Below are 17,076 nucleotides of genomic sequence, written 5' to 3'. Positions count from 1 at the left end.
AAATCCGCCCGGTTCACCTTGCGGGCGGGTTGGCGCCGCGCCTATGGTTGGCAAAGGTCGAAACGGCGCGAACGACAAGGGGACCGGGCGATGGACATCAAGACAATCGGTGTCATTGGCGCCGGCCAGATGGGCAACGGGATCGCGCACGTGATGGCGCTCGCCGGATACGATGTCCGGCTGAACGACATCAGCCGCGACATGCTCGACAAGGCGCTGGACGCGATCGACAAGAACATGGATCGCCAGGTCAGCCGCGGCAAGATCTCCGAGGAGGAGCGCAAGGCGGCGCTGGCCCGCATCGTCCCGACCATGTCGGTCGAGGAGACGGCGGCGACGGACCTGGTGATCGAGGCGGCGACCGAACAGGAGACGGTGAAGCAGAAGATCTTCGACAGCCTTCTGCCGCACCTTCTGCCGCATACCATCCTCACCTCGAACACCTCCTCGATCTCGATCACGCGGCTGGCCTCGCGCACCGACCGGCCGGAAAAATTCCTCGGGTTCCACTTCATGAACCCGGTGCCGGTGATGCAGCTGGTCGAACTGATCCGGGGCATCGCGACCGACGAGCCGACCTACAAGGCCTGCCTCGCCGTGGTCGACAATCTCGGCAAGACCGCCGCGAGTGCCGAGGATTTTCCCGCCTTCATCGTCAATCGCATCCTCGTGCCGATGATCAACGAGGCGGTCTACACGCTCTACGAAGGCGTCGGGAACGTGCGCTCCATCGACATGGCGATGAAACTCGGCGCGAACCATCCGATGGGGCCGCTGGAACTGGCGGATTTCATCGGTCTGGACACCTGCCTCGCGATCATGAACGTACTGCACGACGGGCTGGCGGATACCAAGTATCGCCCCTGTCCGCTGCTCACCAAGTATGTCGAAGCGGGATGGCTCGGCCGCAAGACCCGGCGCGGCTTTTACGACTACCGGGGTGAAGAGCCCGTGCCGACCCGCTGAGCGGGGCCGCGATCGTTCGACGAAAACCGGGCCCGCGGGTCAGGGCTTCAGGCCGAGGGTGATCTCGCGCAGGCTGGCCACGAAATCGCGCTGCTTGCCGGCCCAGGCGGTCACGGCCTCGGGCGTGATCGGCTCTCCGACCACGGGGCGCTGCGGACGGCCGCAGGCGTGCATCACCTCGTGCAGCAGCAGGCCCTGGCGGATCGTCGGCGAGATCTTGTTGGCGATCTGGTAGGCGCGGCTGTTCTGGCCCGGGAAGAAGATCGGCAGCACCGTCGCACCGGAGCGCTGGATCATCTTCGCGGTGAACGGGTTCCAACCTTCTTCGACCGCGGGTCCGAACAGGGTCCGGGACGCGGCGACGACCCCCGAGGGAAACAGCGCGATCACGCCGCCCTTCTTGAGGTGATCCATCGCCTGTGCCCGCATCGCGAGGCTTTGTTCCCGGGCGTTTTCCTCGTGCGGGAAGGGGACCGGGATCATGAACTGCTCGATCTCCTTCACGCCGGTCAGAAGGGACCGCGTGAGGATGCGGTAATCCGTCCGGACGCGCCCGATCAGCTCGGCCAGGATCATGCCGTCCACCAGCCCGTGCGGATGGTTGGCCACGACGATCAGCGGGCCAGTCCTGGGAATGCGGGCGATCTGTTCCTCGGGGGTGCGCAGTTCGATCTTCATGAGACCGAGCGCCTGCGCCCAGAAGGCCTGCCCCTCGGCGGGGCCCTGCCGTTCGAACCGGCGCACGAGGCGGATCAGGGGGATCTTGCCCGTCGCCCACTCCAGCGCGCGGATGGTGTTGGCCTTCCAGGGATTGGTGAAGGTGTTGGCGTAGCTGAGCTTCCGCTTGTCATACGGCGCCGCTGCGGGTCGGGTCACGGCGCCCCGCGAACCCGTGGCCTGATAGCTCTCTGCCATGCGCCCGCTCACCCTTTGTCGACTCGGCATCCGGCGATGCTCAACTATCCTCCCCGAAGCGGTTGGCGACCAGCGCCTCCAACGCGTCGGCCAGAGCCTCGGCATCGGGCCCGGAGGTTTCAACCTCAATAGAGCTTCCTTTGGACGCTGCCAACATCAAAAGCCCCATGATGCTGTCGCCCCCGGCGCTCATCCCGTCCCTGGAAACCTCGGCGCGGGCATCGAACCCTTCAACGACCTCGACCAGCTTGGCGGAGGCGCGGGCGTGCAGGCCCTTCTCGTTGACGATCTTCAGAACGCGGCAAACTACCTGGGACATGGGCTTTCCTGACTTGCGGGCCTTGCGGAACCTCAGTGGGGATCGGATTTGACGTTCTGGCTGTCAATGTATTTCCGGCCCGCCTCCAGCGCCCCTTTTACCGCATCGGGTACGGGTTTCTGGCGGCTTTTTGCAAGCTTTATCAGCATGGGCAGGTTCATGCCGTAGAGAATCCGGCGGTTTTCCGGACGACAGGCGAGCAGGCTGAGGTTCGAGGGCGAGCCGCCGTAGAGATCGGTCACCACGACCACGCCGTCGCCGGTGTCGACATCGTTCGCGGCGACGCAGATCTCCGCCTCCTTCTTGGCGCGATCGTGATCGGCCTCGATCGCGATGGCGACCACGCCGGGCTGTGCGCCCACGACATGTTCCACCGCGGACAGATATTCCCGCGCCAGTCCGCCATGCGCCACGATCACGATGCCGATCACGGCCGCATCCCTCCGCCGAAGCCTTGCCCGGGCGCGGTGATCCCCCGCCGTCCGAGCTCCCTGTGCCTAATTGACACCTGCCACGCGTGCTCTGCAAGGGCACGCGCGACGCATTCCGCGATGTAGACCGAACGGTGTTGCCCGCCGGTACACCCGAAGCCGAAACCGAGATGTGCCTTGCCCTCGGCGACGCTGGCGGGCAGCACGAAAAGTGCCAGATCCGTGACCTTCTCGACGAAGGGCGCAAAGCGCGCATCCTGCGCGATGAAGGCCCCCACCTCTGGATCGAGGCCGGTGAAGTCGCGCAAGCCCGGTTCCCAGTGCGGGTTGTCGAGGAAGCGGCAATCGAAGACCATGTCCATGCCCTGCGGCAGGCCGCGCTTGTAGGAGAAACTGTGGATCGACACCGCCAGCCGCTGATCCGGCGTTTCGGCGAACCAGGTTTCCAGCTGTTCGCGCAGATCGTGGGGCGACAATTCGCTGGTGTCGATGAGGATATCGGCGGCCAGCCTCGCCTCGACCAGAAGTTCGAGCTCGCGGTCGATGCCCTGCGTGTAGCTTTCGTCCGGGGCCATGGGGTGACGGCGCCGGGTTTCCGAGTAGCGCCTGCCGAGAACCTCGGGAGAGCAGTCGAGATAGAGCAGTTGCGGCGCAACTCCGGGTTGCAGCGTCAACGAGCGGTGCAGGTCCAGCAGGCCCTGCACGCTGAAGTCACGGTTGCGGACATCCACCCCGAAGGCGAGCGGGCGGCCGATCCGACCCCCGTCCAGCAGCGGCGGAATCAGGCGCAGAGGGATGTTGTCGATCGCCTCGTATCCCATATCCTCCAGCGCGTTGATCGCGGTCGAGCGTCCGGCGCCCGACGGCCCGGTGACCAGAACCACGCGCTGGCTGCCTGCCGGCTGATCCTTCATGCTTCATTCCTTCCGACCACCCTTGAGATATTGAACAAGGGCTGCCGCAAAATAGGGATGCGCGGAATTGTGAAGCAAGGGTATTTTTTGCCCGTGCAGCGTGATCTCGCGGCGCTGCGGCAATCGCGTCGTCTCCCGGTGATCCAGATCGAGGGCGGCGGCAAGGATCGCCCGCGAAACCGTTTCCGCCCCGAGCAGACCGAGCCCGCGCGCCTCGATCATCCCACGCAGGACTTTCGGAGCGGTTAACCAGAGGTCGGGGGGACGATCTTCGACGATGACCCGGTCATCGGCGACCAGCACGGCCCCTCGCGCCATCATCTCGAGCGCGAGCCCGGATTTGCCGCTGCCGGATGCGCCCAGAATCAGCAGGCCCCGCCCCTCCACGGCCACGGCGGTGGCGTGGAGGGTCAGGGGCGCGGTGGAGCTCATCTCAGATCGGCAGGCCCACGACAAAGCGGGCGCCGAGGGGTTCGGAGGTCACGTCGGCTTCGGTCGGGCGGATGTTCTCGGCCCAGATCACGCCGCCGTGGGCTTCGACGATCTGCTTCGAAATGGCGAGACCGAGGCCGGAATTGTTGCCGAAATCGTTCTCGGGACGATGCGAATAGAATCGCTTGAAGATCTTGGTCAGCGCTTCTTCGGGGATGCCGGGGCCGGTATCCTCGACCACCACCAGGACGCGGTTGTCGCGGCGCCGGGCCCAGACGCGGATGGCATCGCCGTCTTCGCAGAAGCTCACCGCGTTGGTGATGAGGTTCACGAAGACCTGCGCCAGCCGCGGTTCCAGCCCGCTGATGCGGATCGGCTTTCCGGGCAGGTCGGTGATGAACTCGATCCCCTTCTTGCGCGCGTCCTCGCCCAGGAACTGCGCCAGGTTACCGAGCATGTCCAGAAGGTTGAACTCCTGTTCCTCCTCCTTCACCAGCTCTGAATCGAGCCGCGAGGCGTTGGAAATGTCGCTGACCAGGCGGTCGAGGCGGCGCACGTCGTGTTCGATGACGTTGAGCAGCTTGTCGCGATGCTCTTCCTTCTTGACGATGCGCAGCGACCCGATGGCCGAGCGCAGGCTGGCGAGGGGATTCTTGATCTCGTGTGCCACGTCGGCGGCGAACTGTTCGTTGCCGTCGATGCGGTCGTAGAGCGCCGCGACCATGCCGCGCAGCGCGCCGGACAGGCGGCCGATCTCATCTGGGCGGGCGGTCAGGTCGGGGATGCGGATGCGCCGCGAACCGGATTTGCTGCGGTTGCGGTCGCGACCGATCTCGGCGGCATCCGCGAGGTCGGAGATCGGGTTGGCGATGGTCGAGGCAAGTACGAGACTGAGGCCGATGGAGACCAGGGTGGCGATGACGAACATCTGCAGTACCCGCTCGCGTTCGCGGCTGACGGAGGCGTCGATCTCTGCAGCGGCGGAGACCATGGCGACGGTGCCGACCACCGTATCGCCCTGCCGGATCGGCGCGAAGGCGGTGAAGAGCGTCTTGCCGTCCGGCCCGGCGCCCGAATCGACGCGGGTCACGGTGGGATCGCCCGCCTCGATCAGGCGGCGCAGGCGATCCTCCTGCCCGAGCTCGGGGGTGTCGTCGAAATAGGAAAAGAACCCGGCCACGGCCCGCCAGGCCCGGTCGAGCATGTTCGAGATCAGCGTGGGCTGATCGTCGCGCGCGATCTCGACCGCACGGGGCAGGGGGCGCGTGCCGACCGCCTCGCCGACGAGGAAATTGCCGGCGTCGAACACCATCAGCTCGATGCCCTGACGCAGATTCAGCCCCTCGAGCGTGGCGGCCACGTCGACGCCGTCGGACGAGCCGAGGCTGACCGGCATGCCGGTGGGCATCTGGCTCTCGAACACGTCGGCGATCAGCTCCACCTCGGAACTCATGGCGTTGGCCCGTTGCAGGACCAGCATGTCGCGCGAGGAATTCAGCCAAAGGATGCCGGCGACCAGCACGTTCAACGCGATGAGGTTGAACGTGATGATCTTGCGCGTCAGCGGCGAGCGGTTGAGCGAGAAGAGGCTGCGCCGCGCGCGGCTGTCGCGCAGCTCCTTCTCCACGATGTTGTCGGGCGCGACCCAGTCGTCGCCAAGAACGACATCTGCATCGCGCCGCTCACCCGGATCGCCGCGCATCGAAATCCTTTCGGCCAGGGACATGGTTACTCTTCGTTGTAACGATATCCGATACCGTAAAGCGTTTCGATGGCGGAAAAGTCGGCATCCACGGTGCGCATCTTCTTGCGCAGGCGCTTGATGTGGCTGTCGATGGTGCGGTCGTCCACGTAGACCTGATCGTCATAGGCCACGTCCATCAGCTGGTCGCGGGATTTGACGAAGCCGGGGCGTTGCGCAAGGGCCTGAAGCAGCAGGAATTCGGTGACGGTCAGGGACACGTCCTGGCCGCGCCAGCTGACCGCGTGACGCAGCGGGTCCATGATGAGCGAGCCGCGCGTCATCAGCTTGGTTTCCTCGGTGTCGCCCACCACGTCGCCTGCGACGGCTTCCTGGCGGCGCAGCAGGGCGCGGATGCGCTCGACCAGAAGACGCTGCGAGAAGGGCTTCTTCACGTAGTCGTCGGCCCCCATGCGCAGGCCGAGAACCTCGTCGATCTCGTCGTCCTTGGAGGTGAGGAAGATCACCGGCATCTTGGATTTCTGCCGCACGCGCTGCAGCAGATCCATGCCGTCCATGCGCGGCATCTTGATGTCGAACACGGCCATGTCCGGCATCTTCTTGCTGAAGGCGTCGAGGGCGGCCTGCCCGTCGTTGAAGGTTTCCACTTCGAACCCCTCTGCCTCGAGGGTCATGGACACGGATGTCAGAATATTCCTGTCATCGTCCACAAGGGCGATTTTCGACATGGGAGGTTTCCTTGTTCTGCTCTACTTGCCTGTTTTTCCCCGCACTATGCGAGATTTTGCCCTTTACAACAATCCCATTCTGCGAATCAGGCAAGCGTCCCTCCGCCATTGCAGACGAAATGTGGTAAGGAATGGCTAAAATGCCTCAGTGACGCCCGGACGAAACAAAGTGCTAACGCTATCGGTGATTTGGTTGCGCTAACTGCGTGGATGCGTCCTGTTCCTTTGCGGAAACTACGTGCTAAAGCGTCGTTTGCCGGGGGTGCGCGCCTCCGACGGACGGAGGAGGTTTCCGTTCTGACAAAGACCGCCGCGTCTTGCGCGGAGACAGGAGCTTGGCAGATGACATTTGGACGGGTGAACCCGCAGTTCCGGCTGGAAGATCAGGGGATCGAAGGTCTGGGAAATGTCTATTACAATCTTATGGAGCCCGCGCTGATCGAGGCTGCCCTGAAGCGGGGCGAGGGCACGCTGGGCAAGGGCGGGGCGTTCTACGTCACCACCGGCAAGTTCACCGGCCGTTCGCCGCAGGACAAGCACGTGGTCCGCACGCCGTCGGTCGAGCATGACATCTGGTGGGAAAACAACCGTCCGATGTCCCCCGAGGGGTTCGATGCGCTTCACGCCGACATGCTCGAGCACATGAAGGGCAAGGAATACTACGTTCAGGATCTCACCGGCGGCGCGGATCCCGCGCATTCGATCAAGGTCCGCATGGTGACGGAACTGGCCTGGCACGGCCTGTTCATCCGCCACATGCTGCGGCGCCCCGACCGCGAGCAACTCGATGATTTCGTGGCGGATTTCACCATCATCAACTGCCCGAGCTTCAAGGCCGACCCGGAGCGTCACGGCTGCCGGAGCGACACCGTCATCGCGCTGAACTTCGACAAGAAGACGATCCTGATCGGCGGCACCGAATACGCGGGCGAGAACAAGAAGTCGGTCTTCACCCTGCTGAACTACATGCTGCCGCTCAAGGGCATCATGGCGATGCACTGCTCGGCCAACCATGCGCCGAACAACCCGGTCGACACCGCCGTCTTCTTCGGCCTGTCGGGCACCGGCAAGACGACGCTCTCGGCCGACCCGGAGCGCGTGCTGATCGGCGACGACGAGCACGGCTGGTCCGACCGCGGCACCTTCAACTTCGAAGGCGGCTGCTATGCCAAGACCATCAACCTCAGCGCCGATGCCGAGCCGGAGATCTACGCGACGACCTCCAAGTTCGGCACCGTGATCGAGAACATGGTCTTCGACCCGGAGACCTTCGAGCTCGATTTCGACGATGACAGCCTGACGGCCAACATGCGCTGCGCCTACCCGCTGGAGTACATCTCGAACGCCTCGTCCTCGGCGCTCGGCGGGCATCCGAAGAACATCATCATGCTGACCTGCGACGCCTTCGGCGTGCTGCCTCCGATCGCACGGCTCACCCCGGCGCAGGCGATGTATCACTTCCTGTCGGGATTCACCTCCAAGGTGGCGGGGACCGAACGCGGCGTGACCGAGCCGCAACCGACCTTCTCGACCTGCTTCGGCGCGCCGTTCATGCCGCTGCGCCCCGAGATCTACGGCAACCTGCTGCGCGACAAGATCGCCAAGCACGGCGCGACCTGCTGGCTGGTGAACACCGGCTGGACCGGCGGCGCCTACGGCACCGGTCACCGCATGCCGATCAAGGCCACCCGCGCGCTGCTGCACGCCGCGCTGAACGGGTCGCTGGCGAAGGTGGATTTCCGCAAGGATCCGAACTTCGGCTTCGAAGTGCCGGTCTCGGTCGAGGGTGTGCCCGAGCTGCTGCTCGATCCGCGCCGGACCTGGTCGGACAAGGCGGCGTTCGACGCACAGGCGCAGAAGCTGGTCGGCATGTTCGCCGACAATTTCGAGCAATACGTGCCCTATATCGACGAAGACGTGAAAGCGGCCGCCATCGGCTGAGGCGGCTTCCGATCCATCGAGCGGGCGTCACCGAAAGGTGGCGCCCGTTTGCGTTCTGCTCGCGCTCGTGGACATCGCGGATGCTCGTCGGCAGCGTGATGCGGGGCTGGATCTGCCGGACATTTGCACCGTTCTGTCGGCAATCGACCGGCGGCACCTGCCGGTGACGGTCGGTGCGGATTGTCGCGCAAATCGGGCGGATCCCTTTCATTGCGGCGTGTTCCGACCTAGCTATGGATTGTCTGCTCGCCCGTCATGTCCGGAACCTGCCTTGGCCCATCTCCGACCCTCCCTGTCCCTGTGCCTTGCGCTGCTCGCCTCCTCCGCGGGCGCCGCACCGGCGGACTCCTTCACGCAGGCGCCGGTGGTGCTCGTCGATTACGGGGTGATCTGCCAGACCACGCCGGAGGGGCGCCGCGAAGCGCCGGAGACGCTGCTGGGAGAGATCAACCTGATCCGCCAGAACCAGGACATGGATGTCACGACGCGGGTCATCCCGGCAAAGGCGGGCATCAGCTTCGGCGTCAAGTTCCTGCTGGAACCGGGGGCCGGAGCGCAGGAAATGCGGGTGGTCGTGCGGCATCCCCCGATGGGCGAGCAGGGGCTGGAGCGGGAAAGCTGGTTCGCCACGGCGCGGGACAGCGGGCCCAGCCTGAACCTCTTCTCCTTCGAATATCCCTACGAACTGGTGCAGGGCCCGTGGAGCTTTTCGCTGGAAAGCGAGGGCGCCGTGCTGATGGAGCAGCACTTTACCGTGGTGCCGCCCGAAGCCGCGCCGGGTGTGCTGGCGGTCTGCTTCGGGCAGGATTTCGTGTCCTGATGGTGCCATCCCGCGCGACGGAGGCGACTTTCGACTGAAGATCGCGGCCCGGCGCGGGTCAGGTCATGCGCGCCCGTAGGCCTCGGCGATGGCGATCTGCAGCGCGTCCTTGGCCGAACGTCCCGCCCATGCGATGAGCTGGAAGCAGGGATAGTAGCGTTCGGCCGACAGCACGGCCGCCGAAATCATCGTATCCACCTGCTCGGGGCTGGCGATCTGCCCGCCGGAGAGCACCAGTCCGTAGCGATAGACCATGAGCTTCGGCTCCGCCCAATAGCTGAAGGACCCGGCCCAGCACTGATCGTTCACGGCGTTGAGCCCGGCATAGAGCTCGGGCAGCGAATGCTCGGGCGGTTCCATCTCGAAGGTGCAGATCAGGCGCAGGGTTTCGTCGTAGGGCGACCAGGCGAGCGTGATCGAGTAGGTGCGCCACTGACCTTCGACCGCCATGGCGATCTGATCCTCGGCGATGCGGTCGAAATCCCATTCATGGTGCTCGGCCAGCGTTTCGACGATGTCGATGGGGTGAATCTCGTCGCTCAGGAAGTCTTCGGACAGTGCCATGCGCCACCTCTTATGATTGTAGCGCCGGGGAAATGGCAGCGCCCCTAACGCTAGCTTGCTGCTCTAGGGGATGGGAGGCTTCCTTCTCCCCTTACCATATATCGTGCCTGTGCCGGGCAGTCGGTGTAAAGCGAAATATTCGTGAAACCATCAATAAGTTGTGGATGGAAAGACCCGATGCCCAACAAGTCGCGGTGTCCCATGCCGGGCACCGCGTCTCTATGCGGCCACCTCGCGGGCTGCAAGCAGAACGGCCCGCTCAAAGAGCTGGCGGGCGCGCGAACTGGCCTCGTCGGGTCGCGCCATGAGGCCGACCGGGCCGGCGGTCAGGCTCATGTCGAGCCCGAGACGCATCAGCCGCCCTTCGGAGAGATCGCGCGCGACCACGCCCTCCGAGATGATCCAGACCCAGTCCGACTCCGAGGCGAGGTTGCGTCCGAAGGCGCCCGACACGCTCTCGACCCGGCTGGCAAAGGGACCGGCCCCCTGTTCGATGAGCCAGCGATCCACAAGGGGGCGGATGGCGGCGCGGGTAGGCGGATAGATCACCGGCCAGCCTTCCAGCATCCCGGCGGTCAGGGGACGGCCGAGCAGCGGGTGGCCGGGGCGGACCACGCAGACGACGTGCTCAACGTACAGCTGGGTGAAGCTGACACCCTGCATCGTGGCGGGCGGTCCCTGACGCCCGATCACAAGGTCCAGCCCGCCGTCGCGCAGTTCCTGCAGCAGCTGGCCGTGCGGCCCGTCGCGCAGGGTCAGCAGAACATCCGGCGCCATCGGCTGAAACCGCGCGATGGTGGCAGGCATCAGCCGCGCCGCGACGCTGGGCAGCGTGCCGACCCGCAGACGCTGGGATCCGCCGGTGCGCAGGGCGCCGACGCCATCGACCCCGCGGCGCAGCGCGGCAAGGCTCATCGCCGCGTATTCGAGGAACACCCGCCCCTCGGGCGTCAGGCGTGCGCCGCCCCGGTCGCGCTCCATCAGCCGCACCTCCAGCACCTCCTCGAGTTCCCGCAGGGTCTTGGACAGGGCGGGCTGGGTCAGGTTCAGCTCGGCACAGGCGGCCTTGAGACTGCCGCCGCGGGCGATGGCGGCGAAGGCCTCGATATGGCGGAGCTTGATGCGGCGGTCGAGCATTCGATTAACCATTCGGATATGCATATGGCATGAGATGTCATTTTACATAACCGTATGCCGTGTGAAATAACCAGATCAAAGGGAGGTCCCATGACACAACGATATGACAAGGGCATGCAGGTGCGCCGGTCCGTACTGGGCGATGCGCATGTGGATCGCGCCGAAGCGGCCAAGACCGACGCAGATCTGCCGTTTCAGGAGCTCATCACCGAGAGCGCCTGGGGCACGGTCTGGGCCTCGGATGCCATTCCGCGGCGCGAAAGGTCGATGCTGACGCTCGCGCTGCTTGCCGCAACCGGGAATTTCGAGGAAATTCCGATGCACGTCCGTGCCGCGACCCGTACCGGCGCCAGCCGCCGCGACATCGCGGAAGCCTTTCAGCACGTGGCGATCTACGCCGGGGTGCCCAAGGCCAACCATGCGCTCAAACTGGCCAAGCAGGTCTGGGCGGAACTCGACAAGGAGGGAGGGGAGAAATGACCGAACTGAAACCCGCGGAGTATTTCCAGCGCGACCGTGACCGCCATCCGGCGGCCAACACGCCGATCTACAAGACCTCGGTCATGCGCAGCCCGCGCTGCTCGATGATCTCGCTGGACCAGGGGCCGGGCGAAATCACCGGACCGACCTTCGGCCACAACGACATCCAGGCCGGCGACAACGATCTGATCACCAACTATGCCAAGTCCGGGGAACTGCCCATCGGTCCGCGCATCATCGTGCATGGCCGGGTGCTGGACGAGAATGCCCGCCCGGTGCCCAACACGCTGGTCGAGATCTGGCAGGCCAATGCCGGAGGGCGCTATCGTCACAAGAAGGACACCTACCTCGCCCCGATCGACCCGAACTTCGGCGGATGCGGGCGGACGATCACGGACGAGAACGGCTATTACTTCTTCCGGACGATCAAGCCGGGCGCCTATCCCTGGCGCAACTACGTCAATTCCTGGCGCCCTGCGCATATCCACGTCTCGGTCTTCGGGCACAGCTTCTCGCAGCGTCTCATCACCCAGATGTACTTCGAGGGCGATCCCCTGATCGACATCTGCCCCATCGTGAAGACGATCCCCGACCGGGAGGCCATCGACGGTCTCGTCGCCGCAATGGATCTGAACGCGACCATTCCGATGGACACGATGGCGTGGAAATTCGACATCATCCTGCGCGGACGCCGCTCGACCCTGTTCGAGAACCGCCTGGAAGGCAATTGAGGGAGGAGGGCATCATGGTACAACCCGTGACATATCTGAAGGAAACCGCCTCGCAGACGGCGGGACCCTACGTGCACATCGGCCTTGCCCCCGGCGCGGCCGGGTTCGACATCTACGAACGCGAGCTCGGCTGGGACATCGCCGGTCCGAATGCCGCCGGAGAGCGCATCCGCGTCATCGGACGGGTGATCGACGGCATGGGCGCGCCGGTCAAGGACGTGCTGCTGGAAGCCTGGCAGGCCAATTCGGCGGGCATCTACGCCCATCCCGAACATCCCGGCGAGGTCGAGGAAGGCTTTCGCGGCTGGGGCCGGATCATCACCGATTTCGAAACCGGCGAATGGACCTTCGAGACCGTGAAACCGGGGGCCGTGGCCTCGGGCGGGAAGGTGAACGCGCCGCACATCAACCTCTGGCTGGTGGCGCGCGGGATCAATATCGGGCTGAACACGCGCATGTATTTCTCGGACGAGGCCGAGGCCAACGCCGCCGATCCGGTCCTGTCCGGGATCGAGTGGGAAAACCGCCGCGCCACGCTGATCGCGCAGCGGGACCAGACCGCCGACGGCGCGGTCTACCGCTTCGACATCCGCCTTCAGGGCGATGGCGAAACCGTGTTCTTCGACATCTGAGGGGACAAAAATGACCAAACCCTGCATCATCTGCGTGGCGATCACCGGCTCCCTTCCCAAGAAGGCCGACAACCCCGGGGTTCCGATTTCGATCGAGGAACAGATCGAAAGCACCCAGGAAGCCTTCGAAGCCGGGGCGACCATCATGCACGCCCACGTGCGCAATGCCGACGAGACGACAAGCTCGGACCCGGAGAAATTCGCGCGGCTCGTCGAGGGCATCAAGAAACATTGCCCCGGCATGATCATCCAGCTTTCCACCGGCGGCCGGTCCGGGGCCGGGCAGGCGCGCGGCGGGATGCTGCCGCTGCGGCCCGACATGGCCTCGCTCTCCGTCGGCTCGAACAACTTCCCCACCCGAGTCTACGAGAACCCGCCGGACCTGGTGGAGTGGCTGGCCTCCGAAATGCGCACCTACGAGGTGAAGCCCGAGATCGAGGCCTTCGACCTCAGCCACATCTTCAAGGCCGCCGAGATGAACAGGGACGGGCGCATTCCCGGCAAGCTCTACGTTCAGTTCGTGATGGGCGTGAAGAATGCGATGCCCTGCGACAAGGAGGTCTTCGACTACTACATCAAGACCGTGGAGCGGCTGGCGCCGGATGCGGAATGGTGCGCGGCGGGGATCGGGCGTCACCAGATCGAGGTGAACGAATGGTGCATCGCGGCGGGCGGCCACACCCGCACCGGGCTCGAGGACAACATCCGCATCGACCGCGACACCCTGGCCCCGTCCAACGCGGCGCTTGTCGCGCGGGCGGTTGCCCTGTGCGAAAAGTACGAGCGCCCCGTCGCCACCGCGCAGCAGGCGCGCGAGATGCTGGGCCTGCGCGCGGCCTGAGGCCGGCGTGAAAGACAGCTCCCGGCGGCGGGTGTGCCATCGCCGGGGCACTGTCGCCCGGTCCGCCGGGTGACGATCAGCGGCGTCCCCACCGCAGGCGGCGCCCCGGTTGCGGTCGCTCCTTGCGCCGTTCCCGCAGGAAGACGAAGATCCCGGCCCCGACGATCAGCGCGCACCCGGCCCAGACGCTGGCCCCCGGCCATTCGTCGAAGATCAACCAGCCCCAGAAGATCGCCAGCGGCAGACCGATGTATTCGAAGGGCGCGATGGTCGCCGCCGCGGCAAGCCGGTAGGCCGCGCTCAGCGCGTATCCCACCATCCCCGACATGACGCCCAGCAGAAGGAAGACCCCCAGGTCTCGGGACGCGGGCCATATCCACGGGCGCAGCAGGAACTGCATCGCCTCGTTGTCGAACCGTTCGGCAAAGCGCCCGTCACCGGCCACCAGCCAGAACCCGAAGGACACCAGCAGGAACACCGCCTGAAGGTAGACCGCAAGCACCGAGGCCGGCGTGCTCAGCCCCAGCTTCCGGGTCATCACCTGCATCAGCGCGTACATCAGCGCGGCAAAGACCGGCAGCAGCAGCACCCCGCGCGAGATCGCGAGATCGCCGTTCCACGGCTGCTGCATGACCACCACCCCGAGAAACCCGACGCAGACCGCCCCGAGGCGCATCGCGCCGACCCTCTCGCCGAGCAGCGGGATCGACAGCAGCGTGATGAACAGCGGCGCGACGAAGAACAGCGCCGTCGCCTGGGCAAGGGGCATCATCGCCACGGCGGCGTAGAAGGTCATGTTGGCCAGCACCACGAGCAACCCGCGCAGAAGGTGCAGGCCCGGCGTGCGGGTGCGCAAGGCGGGCCAGCCGCCCTCGAACCGGACGAGGCTCAGCGTGAACACCAGCCCGATGACCGACCGCGAGGCGACGATCTGGTGCAGCGGATAACCTCCGGACAGCAGCTTGATCGCCATGTCGTTGACCGAGATGGCGGTGACACCGATGCAGATGAACAGAATGCCCAGCCCGGGCCGGTCATGGGATGCGATCATCCCTCCGCCCTAGCCGCGCCCGGCCATCCGCGCCATCCCCAAAGCATCCCGCACAGCGGAACCTGCGCCCCTGCACATTGCGTTTTGAACCGATCCGTCTAGATACCCCCGCAAGACTGCACTCAGGAGGGCCGGATGACAGCGATGGTTGACGTGGACGGCGTCCACAAGGTCTATGACGGCGGGTTCCAGGCCCTGCGCGGCGTCGATCTGCGGATCGAAGAGGGCGAGATCCTCGCCCTGCTCGGTCCGAACGGGGCGGGCAAGACCACTCTGATCTCGACGATCTGCGGCCTGGTCACGCCCAGCAGCGGCAAGATCCGGGTCGGCGGGCACGACGTGGAGACGGATTTCCGCCAGGCGCGGTCGCTCATCGGGCTGGTCCCGCAGGAGGTCGCGCTGGAGCCCTTCGAAAAGGTCATGAACACCGTGCGCTTCTCGCGCGGGCTGTTCGGAAAGCGGCGCGACGACGCCGCGATGGAGGACCTGCTGAGGCGCCTGTCGCTCTGGGACAAGCGGAACGAGCCGGTGCGCGCGCTTTCCGGCGGGATGAAGCGCCGCGTCCTCATCGCCAAGGCACTGAGCCACGATCCCAAGGTTCTGTTCCTCGACGAACCGACGGCCGGGGTCGACGTGGAGCTGCGCCGCGACATGTGGGACATCGTCGCCGATCTCAAGGCGCGGGGCACGACCATCATCCTGACCACCCACTACATCGAGGAGGCGGAAGAGATAGCCGACCGTGTGGGCGTCATCAACCGGGGCCGCATCCTGCTGGTCGAGGACAAGAAGAGCCTGATGACCCGCATGGGCCGCAAGGAACTTCGCGTCGAACTCGACGCCCCGATCGTCGATCTGCCGGACACGCTCAAGGGGCGCGGCCTGCGGATCGAGGAGGACGGGCGCGTGCTGGTCCACGAATACGACACCAAGGCCGAGCGCAGCGGCATCGCCCATCTGATGCGCGACGTGGCGACCGCTGGTCTCATCGTGCGCGACGTCGAGACCAGCAAGAGCTCGCTCGAGGACATCTTCGTGGACCTCGTGCACGAACAGGAGGGCACGGCATGAACCTGATCGGAATTTGGTCGATCTACCGCTACGAAATGGCGCGCTTCTTCCGCACGCTGATGCAGAGCTTCATCTCTCCGGTGATTTCGACCTCGCTCTATTTCGTCGTCTTCGGTGCCGCCATCGGCTCCCGCATCCAGGAGGTCGAGGGCGTGAGCTACGGCGCCTTCATCGTGCCGGGGCTGGTGATGCTGTCGGTCATCATGCAGGCCATTTCCAACGCCTCTTTCGGGATCTATTTCCCGAAATTCATCGGCACCATCTTCGAACTGCTCTCGGCGCCGGTGAATTTTCTCGAGATCGTCATCGGCTATGTCGGGGCGGCGGCGACCAAGGCGCTGTTCATCGGGGTCGTGATCCTCGCCACCTCGGCGCTCTTCGTGGACATTTCCATCGCGCACCCGGTCGCGATGGTGGTCTTCCTCGTGCTGACCTGCGTCAGCTTCTCGCTGCTGGGGTTCATCCTGGGCATCTGGGCCAAGAACTTCGAACAGCTGCAACTGGTGCCGATGCTGATCGTCACGCCGCTGATCTTCCTCGGCGGGTCGTTCTATTCGATCTCGATGCTGCCGCCGGTCTGGCAGACGATCACGCTGTTCAACCCGGTGGTCTACCTGATCTCGGGCTTCCGCTGGGCATTCTTCGGCATGGCGGACGTGCCGATCGGCTGGAGCCTGCTGGCCATCGCCGCCTTCACCCTGCTGTGCCTCGGGGTGATCTGGTGGATCTTCCGCACGGGCTGGCGCATCCGCTCCTGATCGCGGGCCGACGGGCGGACGAACGGCCGGGCAAGGGCCGGAATGCGACGGAGATGTCGCAATCCGGCGCCCCGTCCGCGACCCGCCCGCGTCGCCATCCGGCGCGACGGCGTCAGCGGGGCAGCGCAAGGTGGCGCCGACGTCCTGCGGAGCCTGCGCCCATGTCCCTGTCCGAAAGCACCTTTCCCGACTCCTTTCCGATGGCGGCCCTGCTGCCGATGGCGGTGGTGGCGAATGCCGATTGCGCGCCGCTCGAAGGCGGCGAAGATCCCGCCTTCGGCTCGGTCCGCTGGAAGACCCTGTTCTGCGCGGACCGCACCGCGACCTCGGGCATGGTCATGGGGATCGCCGAATTCGGACCCGAAGGCACCCTCCTGCCGCATCGCCACGGCCCGGCGGAGATCTACTTCGGGCTGTCGGGCAGCGGGACAACCACCATCGACGGCATCGCGCACGAGATCGCACCGAATGTCGCGATCTTCATTCCTGCCGATGCCGAACACGGCACCGTCGCGGGGCCGGAAGGGCTGCGCTTTCTCTATGTCTTTCCGCAGGACCGGTTTTCGGATGTGCACTATCGGTTTTCCGGTGCGTGATCCCTGTGCATCCGCGCAGATATCGAGCGCTCGCCACCGCGGATGAA

General features: G+C 65.3%; 20 protein-coding genes. 10 read left to right on the top strand and 10 right to left on the bottom strand.

Translation table 11 applies throughout. The annotated features are described in order from the left end of the window. Positions 1-90: 90 nt before the first annotated feature. The gene (locus ACN0RJ_RS04710; protein ID WP_417723552.1) at positions 91-966 is read left to right on the top strand and encodes a 3-hydroxybutyryl-CoA dehydrogenase; all 876 of its coding nucleotides are present in this window, start codon (positions 91-93) and stop codon (positions 964-966) included. A 39-nt stretch (positions 967-1,005) separates the two neighbouring features. On the opposite strand, the gene ACN0RJ_RS04705 is transcribed toward ACN0RJ_RS04710, so the two are convergent. The 7 genes from ACN0RJ_RS04705 to ACN0RJ_RS04675 are packed head-to-tail and all read right to left on the bottom strand — an operon-like array spanning position 1,006 to position 6,407. After that, positions 1,006-1,881: a lysophospholipid acyltransferase family protein gene (locus ACN0RJ_RS04705; protein WP_417719484.1), complete on the bottom strand. Its 876-nt coding sequence runs from the start codon at positions 1,879-1,881 to the stop codon at positions 1,006-1,008. Between the two features lie 40 nt (positions 1,882-1,921). Next, on the bottom strand, positions 1,922-2,200 hold the full coding sequence (locus ACN0RJ_RS04700) for an HPr family phosphocarrier protein (protein WP_417719483.1): 279 nt from the start codon (positions 2,198-2,200) through the stop codon (positions 1,922-1,924). 32 nt (positions 2,201-2,232) lie between these two features. Beyond that, positions 2,233-2,631, bottom strand: a complete 399-nt coding sequence (locus tag ACN0RJ_RS04695; RefSeq protein WP_417723551.1) for a PTS sugar transporter subunit IIA — start codon at positions 2,629-2,631, stop codon at positions 2,233-2,235. Next, a complete protein-coding gene (gene rapZ / locus ACN0RJ_RS04690) occupies positions 2,628-3,545 on the bottom strand; it encodes an RNase adapter RapZ (protein WP_417723550.1) in 918 nt (305 codons plus the stop codon). The genes ACN0RJ_RS04695 and rapZ overlap by 4 nt, the downstream gene beginning before the upstream one ends. A gap of 3 nt (positions 3,546-3,548) precedes the next feature. Next, positions 3,549-3,977 (bottom strand): HPr kinase/phosphorylase, encoded by a 429-nt coding sequence (locus ACN0RJ_RS04685; protein WP_417723549.1) that lies wholly within the window; start codon positions 3,975-3,977, stop codon positions 3,549-3,551. 1 nt (position 3,978) lies between these two features. Beyond that, positions 3,979-5,703, bottom strand: a complete 1,725-nt coding sequence (locus ACN0RJ_RS04680) for a sensor N-terminal transmembrane domain-containing protein (RefSeq protein WP_417723548.1) — start codon at positions 5,701-5,703, stop codon at positions 3,979-3,981. Positions 5,704-5,705: 2 nt separating this feature from the next. After that, on the bottom strand, positions 5,706-6,407 hold the full coding sequence (locus ACN0RJ_RS04675) for a response regulator transcription factor (protein ID WP_417719478.1): 702 nt from the start codon (positions 6,405-6,407) through the stop codon (positions 5,706-5,708). 342 nt (positions 6,408-6,749) lie between these two features. On the opposite strand from ACN0RJ_RS04675, the gene ACN0RJ_RS04670 reads away from it, so the two are divergent. Both ACN0RJ_RS04670 and ACN0RJ_RS04665 read left to right on the top strand, forming a co-directional pair. Beyond that, on the top strand, positions 6,750-8,348 hold the full coding sequence (locus ACN0RJ_RS04670) for a phosphoenolpyruvate carboxykinase (RefSeq protein ID WP_417719477.1): 1,599 nt from the start codon (positions 6,750-6,752) through the stop codon (positions 8,346-8,348). 271 nt (positions 8,349-8,619) lie between these two features. Next, positions 8,620-9,168 carry a DUF3859 domain-containing protein gene (locus ACN0RJ_RS04665; protein ID WP_417723547.1) on the top strand — a complete coding sequence of 183 codons (549 nt, stop codon included), beginning with the start codon at positions 8,620-8,622 and terminating at the stop codon, positions 9,166-9,168. 63 nt (positions 9,169-9,231) lie between these two features. Here ACN0RJ_RS04665 and ACN0RJ_RS04660 read toward each other — a convergent pair whose 3' ends face one another. Continuing rightward, positions 9,232-9,732: a YbjN domain-containing protein gene (locus tag ACN0RJ_RS04660; protein WP_417719475.1), complete on the bottom strand. Its 501-nt coding sequence runs from the start codon at positions 9,730-9,732 to the stop codon at positions 9,232-9,234. A gap of 219 nt (positions 9,733-9,951) precedes the next feature. Then, positions 9,952-10,881 (bottom strand): pca operon transcription factor PcaQ, encoded by a 930-nt coding sequence (gene pcaQ, locus ACN0RJ_RS04655; protein ID WP_417719474.1) that lies wholly within the window; start codon positions 10,879-10,881, stop codon positions 9,952-9,954. A 78-nt stretch (positions 10,882-10,959) separates the two neighbouring features. On the opposite strand from pcaQ, the gene pcaC reads away from it, so the two are divergent. The 4 genes from pcaC to ACN0RJ_RS04635 are packed head-to-tail and all read left to right on the top strand — an operon-like array spanning position 10,960 to position 13,553. Continuing rightward, positions 10,960-11,349, top strand: coding sequence for a 4-carboxymuconolactone decarboxylase (pcaC, locus tag ACN0RJ_RS04650; RefSeq protein ID WP_417719473.1), 390 nt, complete (start codon positions 10,960-10,962; stop codon positions 11,347-11,349). Continuing rightward, entirely contained in the window at positions 11,346-12,080 is a 735-nt protein-coding gene (gene pcaH / locus ACN0RJ_RS04645; protein ID WP_417723546.1) for a protocatechuate 3,4-dioxygenase subunit beta, read from the top strand. Before pcaC ends, pcaH begins: the two co-directional genes overlap by 4 nt. A gap of 14 nt (positions 12,081-12,094) precedes the next feature. Beyond that, positions 12,095-12,712: a protocatechuate 3,4-dioxygenase subunit alpha gene (pcaG, locus tag ACN0RJ_RS04640; RefSeq protein WP_417723545.1), complete on the top strand. Its 618-nt coding sequence runs from the start codon at positions 12,095-12,097 to the stop codon at positions 12,710-12,712. Between the two features lie 10 nt (positions 12,713-12,722). Further along, complete coding sequence (locus ACN0RJ_RS04635; protein ID WP_417723544.1) at positions 12,723-13,553, top strand: 3-keto-5-aminohexanoate cleavage protein; 831 nt, start codon at positions 12,723-12,725, stop codon at positions 13,551-13,553. Positions 13,554-13,629: 76 nt separating this feature from the next. Here the strand turns inward: ACN0RJ_RS04635 and ACN0RJ_RS04630 are convergent, their stop codons facing one another. Then, on the bottom strand, positions 13,630-14,604 hold the full coding sequence (locus ACN0RJ_RS04630) for a DMT family transporter (protein WP_417719469.1): 975 nt from the start codon (positions 14,602-14,604) through the stop codon (positions 13,630-13,632). A 135-nt stretch (positions 14,605-14,739) separates the two neighbouring features. On the opposite strand from ACN0RJ_RS04630, the gene ACN0RJ_RS04625 reads away from it, so the two are divergent. The 3 genes from ACN0RJ_RS04625 (at position 14,740) to ACN0RJ_RS04615 (ending at position 17,029) form a co-directional block, all read left to right on the top strand. Then, entirely contained in the window at positions 14,740-15,675 is a 936-nt protein-coding gene (locus ACN0RJ_RS04625) for an ABC transporter ATP-binding protein (RefSeq protein WP_417723543.1), read from the top strand. Further along, positions 15,672-16,433 carry an ABC transporter permease gene (locus ACN0RJ_RS04620; protein ID WP_417719467.1) on the top strand — a complete coding sequence of 254 codons (762 nt, stop codon included), beginning with the start codon at positions 15,672-15,674 and terminating at the stop codon, positions 16,431-16,433. The genes ACN0RJ_RS04625 and ACN0RJ_RS04620 overlap by 4 nt, the downstream gene beginning before the upstream one ends. Before the next feature lie 161 nt (positions 16,434-16,594). Continuing rightward, entirely contained in the window at positions 16,595-17,029 is a 435-nt protein-coding gene (locus ACN0RJ_RS04615; RefSeq protein ID WP_417723542.1) for a cupin domain-containing protein, read from the top strand. Positions 17,030-17,076 lie beyond the last annotated feature (47 nt).

The organism is Salipiger sp. (assembly GCF_048261495.1).
GTDB lineage: Bacteria > Pseudomonadota > Alphaproteobacteria > Rhodobacterales > Rhodobacteraceae > Salipiger.
The sequence above is the reverse complement of the archived record's forward strand: the minus strand, read 5'-3'. Positions and strand labels throughout refer to the sequence as shown.

Bases quoted from the DNA above. Each gene is read 5' to 3' on its own strand.
- ACN0RJ_RS04680 (WP_417723548.1), bottom strand. From the start codon at position 5,703: ATGTCCCTGGCCGAAAGGATTTCGATGCGCGGCGATCCGGGTGAGCGG.
- ACN0RJ_RS04625 (WP_417723543.1), top strand. From the start codon at position 14,740: ATGACAGCGATGGTTGACGTGGACGGCGTCCACAAGGTCTATGACGGC.
- ACN0RJ_RS04700 (WP_417719483.1), bottom strand. From the start codon at position 2,200: ATGTCCCAGGTAGTTTGCCGCGTTCTGAAGATCGTCAACGAGAAGGGC.
- ACN0RJ_RS04630 (WP_417719469.1), bottom strand. From the start codon at position 14,604: ATGATCGCATCCCATGACCGGCCCGGGCTGGGCATTCTGTTCATCTGC.
- pcaH (WP_417723546.1), top strand. From the start codon at position 11,346: ATGACCGAACTGAAACCCGCGGAGTATTTCCAGCGCGACCGTGACCGC.
- ACN0RJ_RS04685 (WP_417723549.1), bottom strand. From the start codon at position 3,977: ATGAGCTCCACCGCGCCCCTGACCCTCCACGCCACCGCCGTGGCCGTG.
- ACN0RJ_RS04710 (WP_417723552.1), top strand. From the start codon at position 91: ATGGACATCAAGACAATCGGTGTCATTGGCGCCGGCCAGATGGGCAAC.
- pcaG (WP_417723545.1), top strand. From the start codon at position 12,095: ATGGTACAACCCGTGACATATCTGAAGGAAACCGCCTCGCAGACGGCG.
- ACN0RJ_RS04615 (WP_417723542.1), top strand. From the start codon at position 16,595: ATGTCCCTGTCCGAAAGCACCTTTCCCGACTCCTTTCCGATGGCGGCC.
- ACN0RJ_RS04675 (WP_417719478.1), bottom strand. From the start codon at position 6,407: ATGTCGAAAATCGCCCTTGTGGACGATGACAGGAATATTCTGACATCC.
- ACN0RJ_RS04660 (WP_417719475.1), bottom strand. From the start codon at position 9,732: ATGGCACTGTCCGAAGACTTCCTGAGCGACGAGATTCACCCCATCGAC.
- ACN0RJ_RS04620 (WP_417719467.1), top strand. From the start codon at position 15,672: ATGAACCTGATCGGAATTTGGTCGATCTACCGCTACGAAATGGCGCGC.
- ACN0RJ_RS04635 (WP_417723544.1), top strand. From the start codon at position 12,723: ATGACCAAACCCTGCATCATCTGCGTGGCGATCACCGGCTCCCTTCCC.
- ACN0RJ_RS04705 (WP_417719484.1), bottom strand. From the start codon at position 1,881: ATGGCAGAGAGCTATCAGGCCACGGGTTCGCGGGGCGCCGTGACCCGA.
- pcaQ (WP_417719474.1), bottom strand. From the start codon at position 10,881: ATGGTTAATCGAATGCTCGACCGCCGCATCAAGCTCCGCCATATCGAG.
- rapZ (WP_417723550.1), bottom strand. From the start codon at position 3,545: ATGAAGGATCAGCCGGCAGGCAGCCAGCGCGTGGTTCTGGTCACCGGG.
- ACN0RJ_RS04670 (WP_417719477.1), top strand. From the start codon at position 6,750: ATGACATTTGGACGGGTGAACCCGCAGTTCCGGCTGGAAGATCAGGGG.
- pcaC (WP_417719473.1), top strand. From the start codon at position 10,960: ATGACACAACGATATGACAAGGGCATGCAGGTGCGCCGGTCCGTACTG.